General features: G+C 70.6%; 12 protein-coding genes. 5 read left to right on the forward strand and 7 right to left on the reverse strand.

Annotated elements, in window-relative coordinates; genetic code table 11:
- The 3 genes from NQ160_RS08335 to rsmA form a co-directional block, all read right to left on the reverse strand.
- Positions 1-782: 4-(cytidine 5'-diphospho)-2-C-methyl-D-erythritol kinase (locus NQ160_RS08335; RefSeq protein ID WP_257514759.1), on the reverse strand; the 782-nt coding region annotated here is incomplete at its 3' end.
- A complete protein-coding gene (locus NQ160_RS08340) occupies positions 779-1,843 on the reverse strand; it encodes an aldo/keto reductase (protein WP_308211460.1) in 1,065 nt (354 codons plus the stop codon). The genes NQ160_RS08335 and NQ160_RS08340, both read right to left, overlap by 4 nt.
- A 9-nt stretch (positions 1,844-1,852) precedes the next feature.
- On the reverse strand, positions 1,853-2,707 hold the full coding sequence (rsmA, locus tag NQ160_RS08345) for a 16S rRNA (adenine(1518)-N(6)/adenine(1519)-N(6))-dimethyltransferase RsmA (RefSeq protein WP_257514761.1): 855 nt from the start codon (positions 2,705-2,707) through the stop codon (positions 1,853-1,855).
- Between the two features lie 197 nt (positions 2,708-2,904).
- Between rsmA and NQ160_RS08350 the strand changes: the two genes are divergently transcribed.
- The 3 genes from NQ160_RS08350 to NQ160_RS24860 are packed head-to-tail and all read left to right on the forward strand — an operon-like array spanning position 2,905 to position 7,363.
- The gene (locus NQ160_RS08350; protein WP_257514762.1) at positions 2,905-4,623 is read left to right on the forward strand and encodes a glycosyltransferase; all 1,719 of its coding nucleotides are present in this window, start codon (positions 2,905-2,907) and stop codon (positions 4,621-4,623) included.
- Positions 4,620-5,351 (forward strand): efflux RND transporter periplasmic adaptor subunit, encoded by a 732-nt coding sequence (locus NQ160_RS08355; protein WP_257514763.1) that lies wholly within the window; start codon positions 4,620-4,622, stop codon positions 5,349-5,351. Before NQ160_RS08350 ends, NQ160_RS08355 begins: the two co-directional genes overlap by 4 nt.
- Positions 5,348-7,363 carry a glycosyl hydrolase gene (locus tag NQ160_RS24860; protein ID WP_257514764.1) on the forward strand — a complete coding sequence of 672 codons (2,016 nt, stop codon included), beginning with the start codon at positions 5,348-5,350 and terminating at the stop codon, positions 7,361-7,363. Before NQ160_RS08355 ends, NQ160_RS24860 begins: the two co-directional genes overlap by 4 nt.
- Here the strand turns inward: NQ160_RS24860 and NQ160_RS08365 are convergent.
- The 4 genes from NQ160_RS08365 to NQ160_RS08380 form a co-directional block, all read right to left on the reverse strand.
- The gene (locus NQ160_RS08365; RefSeq protein ID WP_257514765.1) at positions 7,342-8,223 is read right to left on the reverse strand and encodes a TatD family hydrolase; all 882 of its coding nucleotides are present in this window, start codon (positions 8,221-8,223) and stop codon (positions 7,342-7,344) included. The two genes, NQ160_RS24860 and NQ160_RS08365, sit on opposite strands and share 22 nt — an antisense overlap.
- Entirely contained in the window at positions 8,220-9,797 is a 1,578-nt protein-coding gene (gene metG, locus NQ160_RS08370) for a methionine--tRNA ligase (protein ID WP_257514766.1), read from the reverse strand. The genes NQ160_RS08365 and metG overlap by 4 nt, the downstream gene beginning before the upstream one ends.
- Before the next feature lie 42 nt (positions 9,798-9,839).
- Positions 9,840-10,340, reverse strand: coding sequence for an ArsR/SmtB family transcription factor (locus NQ160_RS08375; RefSeq protein WP_257514767.1), 501 nt, complete (start codon positions 10,338-10,340; stop codon positions 9,840-9,842).
- A 388-nt stretch (positions 10,341-10,728) separates the two neighbouring features.
- Entirely contained in the window at positions 10,729-11,745 is a 1,017-nt protein-coding gene (locus NQ160_RS08380; protein WP_257514768.1) for a LacI family DNA-binding transcriptional regulator, read from the reverse strand.
- A 154-nt stretch (positions 11,746-11,899) separates the two neighbouring features.
- Here NQ160_RS08380 and NQ160_RS08385 point away from each other — a divergent pair, with 154 nt between their 5' ends.
- Both NQ160_RS08385 and NQ160_RS08390 read left to right on the forward strand, forming a co-directional pair.
- Complete coding sequence (locus NQ160_RS08385) at positions 11,900-13,918, forward strand: beta-galactosidase (RefSeq protein WP_257514769.1); 2,019 nt, start codon at positions 11,900-11,902, stop codon at positions 13,916-13,918.
- A gap of 105 nt (positions 13,919-14,023) precedes the next feature.
- A partial coding sequence (locus NQ160_RS08390; RefSeq protein ID WP_257514770.1) for a sugar ABC transporter substrate-binding protein occupies positions 14,024-15,027 on the forward strand: 1,004 nt, incomplete at its 3' end.

The following is a 15,027-nucleotide window of genomic DNA, read 5'->3' on the forward strand; positions in this document are numbered from 1 at the left end:
AGCGCGCCCAGCCCGCAGCCGAGGTCCCTCAGGTCGGTCAGCTCGGGACGCAGCGAGAAGGCGGCATCCTGCAGGTCGTTGTGCACCGCCGCGGCCACGGCAGCGGCGTCGCCGGTGCGCAGCGCCTGCAGCACGGCGGGGTCGACGTCGGGAGCCCCGGCCGGCGGCGCGATGTCGGGGGCGCTGCGCTCGCGCAGTCGATCGAGCTCCCGATACACCTCCGGAGTGGAAAGTCCCACCGGATTGGTCACGATGACCCAGTCCAGTCGTCCCCGTGCAAGCGCGGGACTCAGCTGGTCACCGCGCCCGGTGCCCACGGCGGTGCCGCCCATCAGGGCGAAGGGGACGTCGGCCCCCAGCCGTGCGGCAAGTCGCTGCAGGCGCACGGCGGAGAGTCCGGCATCCCACAGCGCATCGCATGCCAGCAGGGCCGCGGCGGCGTCGGCCGATCCGCCACCCATGCCGCCGGCCACGGGAACGCCCTTGCGCACCTCGAGGTGCACCCCACCCTCATAGCCGATCTCACTTGCCAGCAGCCTCGCCGCCCGCACCGCGAGGTTGCGGTCGTCGACCGGCACTCCGGACACGTCGACGACACCCTCGACCGAGATCGAGAAGCCGTCGGCGTGCGAGGCATAGACGTCCTCATACGCCGAGACGGCCTGGTACACCGACGCGACGTCGTGGTAGCCGTCGTCCTGCACGTCGCCGACTTCGAAGAACACGTTGATCTTGCCGGGCGCGCGCACGTGCACCCGACGGGACGACGCGGTCGGACTCACGAGTCCGCCGACTCCCACATCCCGACGTCCATGCCGTCCGAGAGCGCGTCGATGCGCTCCAGCTCCTCGGTGTCGAAGGCGGGTCCGTTGACGGCGGCGAGGTTCTCGTCGAGCTGCGCCGGGCGGGAGGCGCCGACGAGTGCCGAGGCCACCACATCGTTGCGCAGGACCCACTGCAGGGCCATCTGCGCCAGGCTCTGGCCGCGCTCCTTGGCGATCGCGTTAAGGCCGACGAGGCGGCCGCGCCCGGACTCGGAGACCGTGTCCCGCGGCACCGACCAGCGCTCGACCGAGCGGTCGGCCGCGCCCTCGCCGAGGTACTTGTCCGTCAGCAGGCCCTGCGCCAGCGGCGAGAACGCGATGGCGCCCAGTCCCTCCTGCTCGAGCGCGCCGGTGAGGCCGTCCTCGATCCAGCGGTTGGCGATGGAGTACGAGGGCTGGTGGATCACCAGCGGGGTGCCGAGGCTGCGCGCGATGGCGACGGCCTCTACGGTGCGCATGGCGCTGTACGACGAGATGCCGACGTAGCGGGCCTTGCCCTGGCGCACGAGGGTGTCGAGCGCGCCGATGGTCTCTTCCAGCGGCACGGTCGGGTCGTCGCGGTGCGAGTAGAAGATGTCGACGTAGTCGAGCTGCATGCGGCGCAGCGACTGCTCGGCGCTCGAAAGCAGGTAGGTGCGCGACCCGCCCTCGCCGTAGGGACCCGACCACATGTCGTAGCCGGCCTTGGACGAGATGATCAGCTCGTCCCGGTACGGCGCGAAGTCCTCGCGCATCATGCGGCCGAAGTTGGTCTCGGCGGAGCCGTAGGGCGGGCCGTAGTTGTTGGCGAGGTCGAAGTGCGTGATGCCGATGTCGAAGGCGTGACGCAGCACCTCGCGCTGGCGGTCGAACGGCACGTTGTCGCCGAAGTTCCACCACAGGCCCAGCGAGATCGGGGGCAGACGCAGGCCCGATGCCCCGACGCGGCGGTAGTCCACGGAGGCGTATCGGTCTTCAGCGGCCGTGTACGGGCGGTGAAGGTCGGCGACGGGCGGCTTGGTGCGGGGCGATTCGGTCACGCCCCCACGCTACTGGGCGAGGGGTGCCGCGCGCGCGATCCTGAGGAAGTCCGCCACGACCAGTTCTTCGCCGCGCGCCGTCGGGGCGACGCCCGCCGCTTCGAGCACGGCGGATGCCGCTGCCGACGAGCCGCCCAGCACACCGGCGAGCGCCTGCCGCAGCATCTTGCGGCGCTGACCGAATGCGGCATCCACGATCGCGAAGGTGCGCCGCCGCTCGGCTTCGGTCCCGCGCTGCTCGGCGTCGCGGCGGAAGGCCACCAGCACGCTGTCGACGTTGGGCACCGGCCAGAACACCTGGCGTGACACGGTGCCCGCCAGGCGCCACGGGCCGTACCAGGCCGCTTTCACGCTGGGGCTGCCGTAGGCCTTCGTGCCGGGCTTCGCGGCGAGGCGCTCCCCCACCTCGGCCTGCACCATGACCACGCCGCGGTCGAGGTGCGGGAACGTCTCGAGAAAATGCAGCAGCACGGGCACGCTGACGTTGTACGGGAGGTTGGCGACCAGCACCTCGGGGTCGCCGGGAAGCTCCGTGACGCGAAGCGCATCGGCGTCGACGACCGTGAGTGCGCCGTCGGGCACGCCGTGGGCGGCTGCGGTCGCAGGCAACCGTGCGGCGAGGCGGTGGTCGATCTCGACGGCCGTCACCGCGGCGCCGGTCTCGAGAATGGCCAACGTCAGCGAGCCGAGCCCCGGCCCGACCTCCACGACCCGGTCCTGGGGGCGCACACCGGCCACCTGCACGATCTTGCGCACCGTGTTGGCGTCGACGACGAAATTCTGGCCGAGCTTCTTCGTGGGGGTGACGTCGAGTTCGGCTGCGAGCGCGCGGATCTCTGCCGCGCCGAGGAGGGTCACCGGCATACCTCAACAGTACCGAGTCGGCATCCAGCCACTCGTCACACAGCGTTCACATGAAGGGAACACGCCTGTCGTGCCGGAGGCGCATCATGGACAACACGTCGCGGTCCCTGGGGGATACGCCGCGACGCCGGGGAAGGATCCAGACGCGCCGACGGCGCTGCGGATGGGTGCACCGCCAGTCCATCGGGGGGAACCGAATGGCACGCATCGCATCATCACATCCACGCAACGCCACCGCAGAGCGGCTGCAGCCGAAGACCGGCGGGGAGCCGACGCCCGTCATGATCCTGCTGGTCGTCGTCGCGACCATCGGGGTGCTGGCCTACGCGGCGTTCCTGCTGGCGCCGGACAGTCGCGGGGACCTGCTGCCCTACGTCTCGGTCATCGTCGCGGAATCCATCCTCGTGCTGCACGCGCTGCTGTCGATGTGGACGATCCTCTCCAGCGGTCGCAACCCCCGGGACTACGCCGCGCACGATGCCGCCGCGCGACTGCTGCCGCGTCTGGCACGCGGGGACGACACCGTGCATCTGCGCGGGGCGCCCGTGAAGATCGATGTGTTCGTCACGGTGTACGGCGAGGATGCCGCGACGGTCCGCCGGACCGTGACGGCCGCCGTCGCGCTGCAGGGGGCGCACCGCACGTGGGTGCTGGACGACGGCAGGTCCGACGACATCAGGACGATGGCCGCCGAGGTCGGCGCGTGGTACGTGCGCCGGCTCAGCTCCCACGGGGCGAAGGCGGGGAACATCAACCACGCGCTGACGCTGGCGAAGGGCGAGTTCTTCGCCATCTTCGACGCAGACTTCGTCCCCTCGCCCCTGTTCCTGCTGGAGACCATGCCGATCTTCGTGCACGAGGACGTCGCATTCGTGCAGACGCCGCAGGTCTACGGCAACCTCGACACGGTCGTCGCCCGCGGGGCGGCGTACATGCAGACGGTCTTCTACCGATTCATCCAGCCCGGCCGCAACCGCTTCAACGCGGCCTTCTGCGTCGGCACCAACGTCGTCTTCCGCCGCCGCGCGATCGATGAGATCGGCGGCATCCACACCGACTCGAAGTCGGAGGACGTCTGGACCGCGCTGCTGCTGCACGAGCGCGGGTGGCGCTCGGTATTCCTCCCCGATGCCCTCGCGGTGGGTGAGGCGCCCGAGACGATCGAGGCGTACAGCAAGCAGCAGCTGCGCTGGGCGACGGGCGGATTCGAGATCCTGCTGCACCACAACCCGCTGAGCCCGCGGCGCACCCTCACAACCGACCAGCGCGTCCAGTACCTGGTGACGGCGACGTTCTACCTCGCCGGGATCTGTCCGCTCCTGCTGCTGCTCGTGCCGCCGATGGAGATCTACTTCGACCTGCGACCGATGACACTCGAGACCACCGTCCTCACCTGGGCGATGTACTACGCCGGCTTCTACGTCATGCAGATCCTGCTCGCCTGGTTCGCCGTCGGCTCGTTCCGGTGGGAGACGCTCACCCTTGCGACGGTCTCGTTCCCGATCTATGCGAAGGCTCTGTGGAATGCCCTCACCGGGAAGGACGTCGGCTGGCACGTCACCGGATCCGCCTCGCGCCGGTCGCCGTTCAACTTCATCATCCCGCAGACGCTCTTCTTCCTGTTCCTGGCCCTGACGACGTGCGTGGCGATCTGGCGGGACCTCGACAACGGCGTGTTCACCCTCGCCACCGCCTGGAACGCCACGAACACCGTGATCCTCGGCGCGTTCATGGTGACCGCGCTGCGCGAAGCGCGCGTTCTCGCCCATCCGCCGGAGCGGGAGGTGCCGGTGGGGGTTCCGACGCTCGCGGGTCCCGTCACCGTCGTCGCACGACCGCCGGTCACGGTGCCGGCCTCGGTGCCGGCGGCGGTCGACGGAGAACCCCTGCTCGTCCCCGCAGGAGGTGCGCGATGACCTGGGCGAACCGGCTGAAGCTCGCCGGTGGCATCCTGATGGTGCTCGTCGTGGTGGCCGCCTGCACCGTCGTGTTCAACCAGCGACAGCACCGGGTGCTGTCCACGAGCGCGACGATCGTCGCGCAGAACTATCCCGTCGGCACCGATTACGGCGGCATCGTCACCCGGCAGTACGTCGAGGTCGGTGACGAGGTGTCGGTGGGCGAACCGCTCTTCGAAGTGCGCAGCCTGCAGCTGCAACGGGACATCGCCTCGGGCCAGGTCTCCGACGCCGAGATCGCGGCCAGCGTCGCTGCGGACGGCACCTCCACTATCATCGCCACCGTCGACGGCACCGTTCGCGACGTCGCGGTGCCGCAGGGCGGGTTCGCCCAGGCCGGGAGCGTGCTGGCGACCGTCGATCAGGACGCATCGCTGTTCGTGGAGGCCGAGTTCCTGCTCTCCCCGCGCGACTACGCCCGCATCGCCGAGGGCAGCGACGTGGAGCTGCTGCTGCCCAACCAGTCGGTGCTGCGCGGCGACGTCGACGGCATCGACGTGGAGACGGCCGAGGGCCAGGCGATGTCGACCCTGCGGATCACGAGCGGCGACCTGTCACGTCGCGCCGCGACCGGGCTCTTCCAGGCCGGCACGCCGGTGCAGGCGACCCTCCAGTTGCGCGACGACGGGCCGCTCGCCGGCGTCGGCGATGCGCTGCGCGATCTCGTTCAGAAGGTGGGCCTGTGACCGGGCGGCGCCTGCTGACCGCGCTGCTGGCGGGTGCAGCGCTCGTCGCGACGGGCTGCACGGCCGACCCCGCCGACGATTCCGCACCGGGCCCATGGGCACCGGAAGCGGTGTCGGCGGCCACCGTCTCCGGGCTGCCGGTCGAGCGCATCGCCGAGGCAGGCGCCTCCCGGCTCGCCGAGGGCGTGATCCCGCCGACCAACCGCTGGTACTCGGGCCTCGTCTTCGGCGCGGAACCGCAGCCGGTCTACCCGTTCCCGGTGGCGTTCGCGGCGGCATCGGACGCTTTCACCCTGGACCTGCCGGCGGTCTCGGCGACGGAGCAGACCATCGCGGCCTCGTTCGCCGGCGGTCTGCACGTCGGCCTGCCCGCGGACCGTTTCGAGGCCGTACGTGCGGATGCCGTGTCGGTCACGCTCCGCTGGTGGGACGCCGGCTCCGCCGTGGGCGACGTGACGATCGCGGAGGGCTCCCCCGTCGTCGGGTTCACCGCCGCGCGGGAGACGGACCTGTCGCCGGCGGTCGCGCTGGAACCGGCCGGGGACGGCGTGTGGACGGCGACCGCCGACGACACCCCGTTCGGCGTCGTGGCCCCGGGGGCGCGGTGGTCCGACGGCACGCTCACGGTTCCCGCCGACGGGCATGCGCAGTGGTTCGCGCTGCCGGACGGTGCCGACATCGCCGACTGGGCGGCCGCGCTGGACGCGCCGATCACCGGGGTGCGGGTCGCCTCCCACGCGGACGCGGGGACGTCCTCGACACGGCTGACCTACACCGGGACTGCGGGGACGGTGCTGGTGCCGTTCCCCGGCCACGAGGCGGAGGCCGCGTGCGAGCTGGGCACCTTCCGCACCGCGTACGGCGACGCGGTCGCGTGCGCCGGCAACGAGCTGGAGTGGTCGGTACCACTGCAGCCCGCCACGGCCTCGTTCGATCTCGATGGCATCGACGACCCGACTCGCGGCGCCATCGCGGCGCAGATCGCCGCGGATCTGGATGCCACGCCGCCCCTTCCCACCGACACGTACTACGGCGGGAAGGCACTCGCGAGACTCGGTGCCCTGCTCACCCTCGCGGGCGAGGTGGGAGACACCGAGCTGGCCGCACGCGTCGGCGAGCGCCTGTGGACGGAGCTGTCGCCGTGGGCGGAACCGAGCGGCTGCGCCCAGCGCGACACCCGGTGCTTCGTCTACGACGACGCACTGCGCCTGGTGGTCGGCAAGGCCCCCTCGTTCGGGTCGGAGGAGGGCAACGACCACCACTTCCACTACGGGTACTTCCTCAGCGCTGCGGCGGCGCTCGTCGCCGCTCAGCCGCAGCGGGCCGAGCCCTTGCGGGAGGTGATGGACGCGCTGGCCGCGGACATCGCCGGCGGTGCGGCGGCCGATGCGCTGCCGCAGCTGCGCGTGTTCGATCCGTACCGCGGCCACTCGTGGGCGTCGGGGATGTCCCCCTTCGCCGACGGCAACAATCAGGAGTCCAGCTCCGAGGCGGTCGCCGCCTGGAACGGCCTGGCACTGTGGGCCGAGGCACGGGGGGACGACCCGCTGACGGCGACGGCGACCTGGCTGCTGTCCGCCGAGGTCGCCGCTGCGCGCGCGCTGTGGCTGGAGCCGGACCCGCAGACCCTCGCCGACGGCTTCGCGCACCCGATCGTGTCGCTCACCTGGGGCGGCAAACGCGACTATGCGACGTGGTTCTCGCCGGAGCCGTCGGCGATCCTCGGCATCCAGCTGCTGCCGTTGACTCCGGTGGCGCTGGAGTACCTGGGCGCGGATCCCGCTCGCGTGGCGGCGAACGTCGCCGACGCGGGCCCCACCGCGTTCACCGGGCCGCTCGGCGAGTACGTGCGGATGTACTCGGCCCTGGCCGGGGATGCCGAGCGTGCTGCCGCGGCGACGGCGCTGGCGACGCTGACCGCGGTCGACGACGGCAACTCGAAGGCCGTCATGCTCGCGTGGCTGGCTGCGGCCGCGTCGTCGTCGGCGGCTCAGTCGGTGAAGGATCCGTAGACGGCCAGGGTGTTGGATGCCAGCTGGGCGCAGAGCTCGTCGAGGTCTGTGTCGAGCTCGGCGGCCAGGAACCGCACGGTCGCCGGGATCAGATACGGCGCGTTCGGCCGGCCGCGATACGGCACGGGCGTGAGGAACGGCGCGTCGGTCTCGACGAGGATGCGGTCGCGCGGCGTGACGGCGAGGGCGTCACGCAGGTTCTGCGCGTTCTTGAAGGTCACGTTTCCGGCGAACGACAGGTAGTACCCGGCGTCGGCGGCGATGCGGGCCATGTCTGCGTCGCCGGAGAAGCAATGGAACACCGTGCGCTCGGGCGCGCCGACGCGCGTGAGTGTGGCCAGCACCTCGTCGTGGGCGTCGCGGTCGTGGATCTGCATCGCGATGCCGTGCTTCTTCGCCAGCGCGATGTGCGCCTCGAAGCTCTCGTACTGGGCGGGCAGGCCTTCGGGTCCGGTGCGGAAGAAGTCCAGCCCCGTCTCGCCGATCGCCCGCACGCGGGGCTGGGCTGCCAGCTCGTCGATCACCGCGATGGCCTCGTCGAGCATCCCCCGTTCGGCGTAGGCGGGTGCCTCATTGGGGTGGATCGCGACCGCTGCCAGCACCTGCGGGTGATTCGCCGCGGCCCATGCCGACCAGCGACTGGAGTCGATGTCGCCGCCGGCCTGCACGACTCCGATCACACCGACGGCCGTCGCGCGCGACAGCTGCTCGTCCAGGCTCAGCCCCACCTCGCCGTCCTCGATCTCGAGGTGGGCGTGGTTGTCGTACACCGGCACCGCCAGCGGCTCCGGGGCCGGCGGATAACTGACGTCGCGCGCCCCCTTCTCGCGCTGGCGGACGTACTGGCTGGGATCGGTCATGCGCTCTGTTCGACGCGGGGGAACAGCGGAGCCAGGCCGCTCACCAAAGCCCCGGCGGGCAGCTGCCCCCAGGTGCCGGCGTCGCGGATCGGCTGGTCCTGCAGCGCGCCCAGGGTGGCAGCGGCGCCGAGGGCGTCCCAGAGGATGCCGGTGGCGTGCGGCATGACCGGCGACAGCAGCACGGTGAGCGCGCGCAGCCCTTCGGCTGCGGTGTAGAGCACCGTACCCAGCCGCTCGCGCTGCGCTGCGTCCTTGGCCAGCGCCCACGGCTCGTTCTCGGTGATGTAGAGGTTGAGCGCGTCGACGATCGTCCAGATGGCGGCGATGGCCTCGTCGGGGCGGAAGCGCACCATCGCGGCATCCGCGGCGGTCGCGGCATCCGCCACGGTCCGCTGGATGTGCAGGTCGGCCTCGGTGTACGCGCCTGCCGGCGGCACGATGGCCTCGAAGTACCGCTCGATCATCGCGACCGTGCGCGAGGCGAGGTTTCCGAAGCCGTTGGCGAGCTCCGCCTGGTAGCGGGCGGAGAGGTCCTCCCACGAGAACGACCCGTCCTGGCCGAAGGCGATGGCCGAGAGGAAGTAGAACCGATAGGCGTCCGAGCCGAACACGTCGGTGATCTCGGTGGGCGCGATGCCGGTGAGCTTCGACTTCGACATCTTCTCGCCGCCGACGAGCAGCCAGCCGTGGGCGAAGACACCCCGGGGCACCTCGAGGCCCGCGGCCATGAGCATGGCCGGCCAGATGACGGCGTGGAAGCGGAGGATGTCCTTGCCCACCACGTGGTAGGCCGGCCAGCGCCGGTCGAACTGCTCCTGGTCGCTGCCGTAGCCGACGGCGGTGGCGTAGTTCAGCAGTGCGTCGACCCACACGTAGATGACGTGGGACTCGTCCCACGGCACCTTGATGCCCCAGTCGAAGGTGGACCGAGAGATGGAGAGGTCCTTGAGGCCGTTCTTGACGAACGAGACGACCTCGTTGCGCGCCGAGTCGGGGCGCAGGAAGTCGGGCACCGTCTTGTAGAGCTCGAGCAGCTTGTCCTGGAACTCGCTGAGCTTGAAGAAGTAGTTCTTCTCCTGCAGCAGCTCCAGCGGCTTGGAGTGGATCGCGCAGACCTTGAGACCCTCGAAGGCCCCGGTGCCGTCGACGATCTCGGACTCCGGCTTGAACTCCTCGCACCCGACGCAGTACAGCGCCTCGTACTCGCCTGCGTAGATGTATCCCCGGTCGTACAGCGTCTGGAAGAAGACCTGCACGTTGCGCTCGTGGCGCTCCTGCGTGGTGCGGATGAAGTCGTCGTTGGCGACGTCGAGCGTCTGCAGGAGCGGGAACCACGACTCGGTGACGAGCTTGTCGACCCATTGCTGAGGCGTGACGCCGTTCGCTGCGGCGGCGCGCAGCATCTTCTGACCGTGCTCGTCGGTGCCGGTGAGCATCCAGGTGTCGTCGCCGGCCTGACGGTGCCAGCGCGCGAGGGTGTCCACCGCCACGGTCGTGTAGCCGTGGCCGATGTGGGGCACGTCGCTCGGGTAGTAGATCGGCGTCGTGATGTAGAAGGATCGGCCTGAGGTCACCCGTTGATTCTAGGTGGGGCCGCGCTGTGAGCCCGCCCCCTGTTACGCGGGCGGCATCGGTCCCACCACGGGTAGCACCGGGTACAGGCCGGCCTCGGGGTCGCTGGCCCGGGTTGCACTGGTCTGGTGCCCACGCCGCCCCAGGGCGGGCTCCCGGCCTGGCCCCTTGCGCAACACGGGTCGCCCGTCGAAGGCCGGCCCGCCCAGGGGATCGCGCTTGTCACGCAGGTCGGTATCCCACCCCAGGCCGCCCGCCATCTTCAGCCGGAGCTGCTCGACCGCGGACTCCAGCCCGTCGAGCCCGTCGCGCGTCAGGAAGTACCAGCGCCACTGGTAATCCGCGCGCACATCGATGAAGCCGGCGTCGCGAAGGATGCGCAGGTGCTTCGAGACCGCCGTGCGGGAGATGGCGAACTCGGCGCCCACGGCCTCAGCGAGCTGCCCGGCGGTGTGCTCGCCGCTGGCGAGGACGTCGAGGATGCGCCGTCGCGCGGGCTCGGCCATCGCTTCGAAGGGGTTGATCCAGCGGCGGTACCTGTCCATGCGCGGACGATACGGCCACCCTCCGACATCGACGGATGCCGCGGCGGGCGACGCTCCGCGAGCCGTCGCTGGCGCGCACCGGGCCGGACTTTCGACGTCCTCTCGTTTCATCATGTGAGTTCCCGCTCACACAGCCAAGCCGCGACCGCGAGCGTGGCGGTGGCCCTGCGGCGGGAGCATCCGCCTGCCGGACTCGGCCCGCGCGCGCCTCCCCGCGTGAACGGGAACTCACATACGGGCGAACTGGTACCAACCCCATGCGTGAACGGGAACTCACATGCGCAATCGGGAGACTGTCGGCGAACGGACGCGAGGCGCCGGGTGCGAGTCGGCAGACGGGCGCGGGTGCGCGGCGCGAGGCGCGAGGCGCGAGGCGCGAGGCGGCGCCTCAGGCGGTGCCGCGCACGACGAGCGTCGTCGGCAGAACCAGGTCGGTGCGGGGAACCCCGTTGATCACGTCGATCAGGATCTCCACCATCGCGCTGCTGATCTCCGACCACGGCTGACGCATCGTGGTCAGGGGCGGCTCGTGCGTCTCAGCCAGTCCCGAATCGTCGAAGCCGGCGACGGCGAGGTCCTCGGGCACCCTGAGCCCCGCGCGGCGCGCGGCCGCGATCGCCCCCACCGCCATCACGTCGGATGCCGCGAAGACCGCGTCGATGTCGGGTGCGCGCTGCAGCAGCCGCGTCATCGCCGCATCCCCCGCCTCGCGGGAGTACACATCCTGCTCCACGAGGTCCGGGTCGAACCGGTCCCCCATCTCCTCGCGGAAGCCCACCAGTCGATAGCGGCCGCCCGAGGTGTCGTCGGGGCCGGTGATGAGCGCGATCCTGCGGTGACCGCGGTCCATCAGGTACCGGGTCATCACCCGCGCCGAATCGACCTCGTCCACCGACACCGTCGGCACCTGGGCGCGGTATCCGAGCGACGCACCGGTGCACACGGTGGGCACGCCCGCCTCGATGAGCGAGACCAGCAGCGGATCAGACTCGTGGGACGAGATGAGCAGAACGCCGTCGACGTGGCCGGCGCTGACATAGTGCTCGACGTTCGCCCGCTCGGAGGGGGTGTCCGCGACGAGCAGCACAAGGGTCATCGACCGCTGGGCGAGCGCTTGGGTCGCCCCGCGCAGAAGCAGGGCGAAGGTGGGGTCGGAGAACAGCAGATGCTGCGGCTCGGTCAGCAGGAACGCCAGCGAGTTCGACCGCCCCGTCGCGAGGCTGCGCGCGGCGTGGTTCGCGGTGTATCCGGTGCGCGCGATGGCATCCTCGACCGCCTGCCGGGCGTCCGGAGACACCCAATGCCCGCCGTTGATCACGCGCGACACCGTGCCACGCGACACTCCTGCCGCCGCCGCGACGTCTCGGATCGTCGGTCGGCGGCGGGACTCGCTGATCTCGCCCACGTGCAGGACTTTACCCCCCGAGCGGCTCAGACTGGGACCGGTCACGGTTCCATAACATCGTGTGACTGAGAGCCCCGCGATCACGTATGCTGTCTCCCGAGCTGGGACCGGTCACAGCCGGACCGACACAAACCCTGACCCGAGGAAGCGTTCCATGACCTCGACGCCTCGTTGGCCCGACATCGACGGCATCGCCTACGGCGGCGACTACAGCCCTGAGCAGTGGTCGCCCGAGACCTGGCGCGAAGACGTCGCACTCATGCGCGAAGCAGGCGTGAACCTCGTCAGCATCGGCATCTTCTCCTGGGCCCTGCTGGAGACCAGCGAAGGGGTCTTCGACTTCAGCTGGCTGGACGAGGTCGTCGAGCTGCTGCACGCCAACGGCATCCGCATCGACATGGGCACGCCCACCGCCTCGCCGCCGGCGTGGTTCTTCGCCGAGCACCCCGACGCCCGCGTCATCACGCGCGACGGTGTCGTCATGGGCTTCGGCGCCCGCGGCATGGCCTCGCACTCGGCGCCCGCCTACCGCAAGGCGGCCGTACGCATCGCCACCGAGCTCGCCAAGCGCTACGGCCGGCACCCTGCGGTGGTGCTCTGGCACGTGCACAACGAGTTCGGCGTACCGGTGGGCGAGGACTACTCCCCCCACGCGGTGCGCGAATGGCGCCTGTGGCTGCAGCAGCGCTACGGCTCGCTCGACGGTCTCAACAAGGCGTGGGGCACGGCCTTCTGGGGCCAGCACTACACCGACTGGGAGCACGTCGGCGCGCCGGCAGCCGCCCCGTCGGTCGTCAACCCCGCGCAGCGCCTGGACTACGCCCGCTTCACCGATCACCAGCTGCGCGCCTGCTTCATCGCCGAGCGCGACGCGATCCGCGCGCACAGCGACCGCCCCATCACCACGAACTTCATGGCCAACCAGCACAACGGCTGCGACCTGTGGGCGTGGGCGCGCGAAGTCGACATCGTCTCGGACGACCACTACCTGTGGGCGGCCGATGAAGAGGGCGAGATCGGCCTGGCCATCGCCGCCGACCTCACCCGTTCGGTGGGCGGCGGCGCGCCGTGGATCCTGATGGAACACTCCACGTCGGCGGTCAACTGGCAGCCCCGCAACATCGCCAAGCGCCCGGGCGAGATGGCCCGCAACTCGCTGTCGCACTTCGGTCGGGGCGCCGACGGCATCCTGTTCTTCCAGTGGCGCGCCTCGCGCTCCGGCGCCGAGAAGTTCCACTCCGCGATGCTTCCGCACGCCGGCACCGGTTCCCGGGTGTGGCGCGAGGTCGTCGACCTCGGCGGCAAGCTCGGGCGTCTCGGCGAGGTGCGCGGCTCCCGCGTGCGCGCCGACGTCGCGATCCTGTGGGACTTCGAGTCCTTCTGGGCGCAGGACCTCGAGTGGCGTCCGTCCGAGGACGTCAGCCACGACGAACGCATCCGCGCGTACTACGAGCGGCTGTGGCGCGACGGCATCACGGTGGACTTCGCCCTGCCCGGGCAGGACCTCTCCGGCTACAAGCTCGTCATCGCCCCGGCCCAGTACATGCTGAGCCAGGCCGATGCCGACAACCTCAACCGCTACGTCGAGCGCGGCGGGACCCTCGTGGTCTCGTTCTTCTCCGCCGTCGTCGACGAGCACGACGCGGTGCACGCCGGAGGATTCGGCGCCCCGCTGCAGCCCGCCCTGGGCATGCGCATCGAGGAGCACCTGCCGCTGCGCGAGGGTGCGACGGCCGCGATCGACTGGGATGGCACGCGTCTGAGCGCCGACGTCTGGCAGGAAGACCTGGTGCTCGCAGGAGCCGAGGTCCGCGCGACGTACATCGAGGGACCCGCCGCCGGCGAACCGGCCATCACCCGCCACCGCCACGGCACCGGGACCGGCTGGTACGTCAGCACCCGCCCGGATGCCGAGGGGCTGGATGCCATCATGAAGGCCGTCTACGCCGACGCCGGCATCCGCCCCGCCGACCTGCCCGTCGGGGTCGAGGCCATCCGTCGCCGTCGCGACGGGGTGGAATACCTCGTCGCCATAAACCACGGCGCGCATAGCGCCGCGCTCCCCGCCGATGGCGTCGACCTCCTGACGGGAGCCGAGATCCGGGGCATGCTTGCACTTGCGGCTGGCGGCGTAGCCGTCATCCGATCGGAGGAACAGCACACTCCGCACTGAGAGATGTACCCGTTGCGGCCACCCGGCCCAACACTCACCACCGGTCGTAAGGGCGCGACCTCGTCAGAGGCCCGCAGGATCGACCACCCCACGGAAGGAAAATCCATGCGCAAGATGGGAATGAGCGTCGTCGCAATCGCGTCGACTGCCGTCCTGCTCGCCGGCTGCTCGGGCGGCGGCGACACCGCCAACGAGCCGGAGGGCACCGAAGGTTCGGGCGCTGTCCTGACCGTCTGGACCGACGAGAACCGCGAGCCCGCCATCGAAGCAGCCGCTGCGGCCTTCGAGGAGGAGACCGGCGCCAAGATCGAGCTGGTCCAGAAGAACTTCGAGGACATCCGGGCCGACTTCATCGCCCAGGTCCCCACCGGCGAGGGCCCCGACATCACCATCGGCGCGCACGACTGGCTCGGCGCGTTCGTCGCCGACGGCGTCGTGGACACGGTGGACCTCGGCGACAAGGCGAGCTCCTTCGAGCAGGTCGCGATCGACGCGATGACCTACGAGGGCCAGCTGTACGCCCTGCCCTACTCGCTCGAGACGATCGCGCTCGTCCAGAACACCGACATGGTCGGCGAAGAGGCTCCCGCCACGTGGGACGACATGGTCGCCGCCGCGCAGGCTGCCGGCGCCGAGCGCCCGATCGTCATCAACACCGCCGGCCAGACCGGTGACGCCTACACGATGTACGGCTTCCAGACCTCGTTCGGCGCCCCCGTCTTCGAGCAGGACGACACCGGCTCGTACACGACCGAGGTCGGCATGGGCGGCGCGCCCGGCGAGGCCTTCGCCACGTGGCTCGGCGCCAACGGCACCAACGGCACCGGCATCATCTCCACGACGATCGACTACGACACCAACAACGAGCTGTTCGCGTCCGGCCAGGCCGCGTACACCGTTCAGGGCCCGTGGGCGATCGAGGCGCTGACCGCCGATGGCGTCAACGTCACGGTCAACCCGATCCCGTCCGCCGGTGGCGAGACCGCGGCACCGTTCGTGGGCGTGCAGGGCTTCTACCTGAGCTCGCAGAGCGAGAACGCGCTGCTGGCCCAGGAGTTCCTGACGAACTACCTCGCCACCCCCGAGGCGCAGAAGGCCCTGTACGAGGC

The sequence above is a fragment of the Microbacterium sp. zg.Y909 genome, from assembly GCF_024626565.1.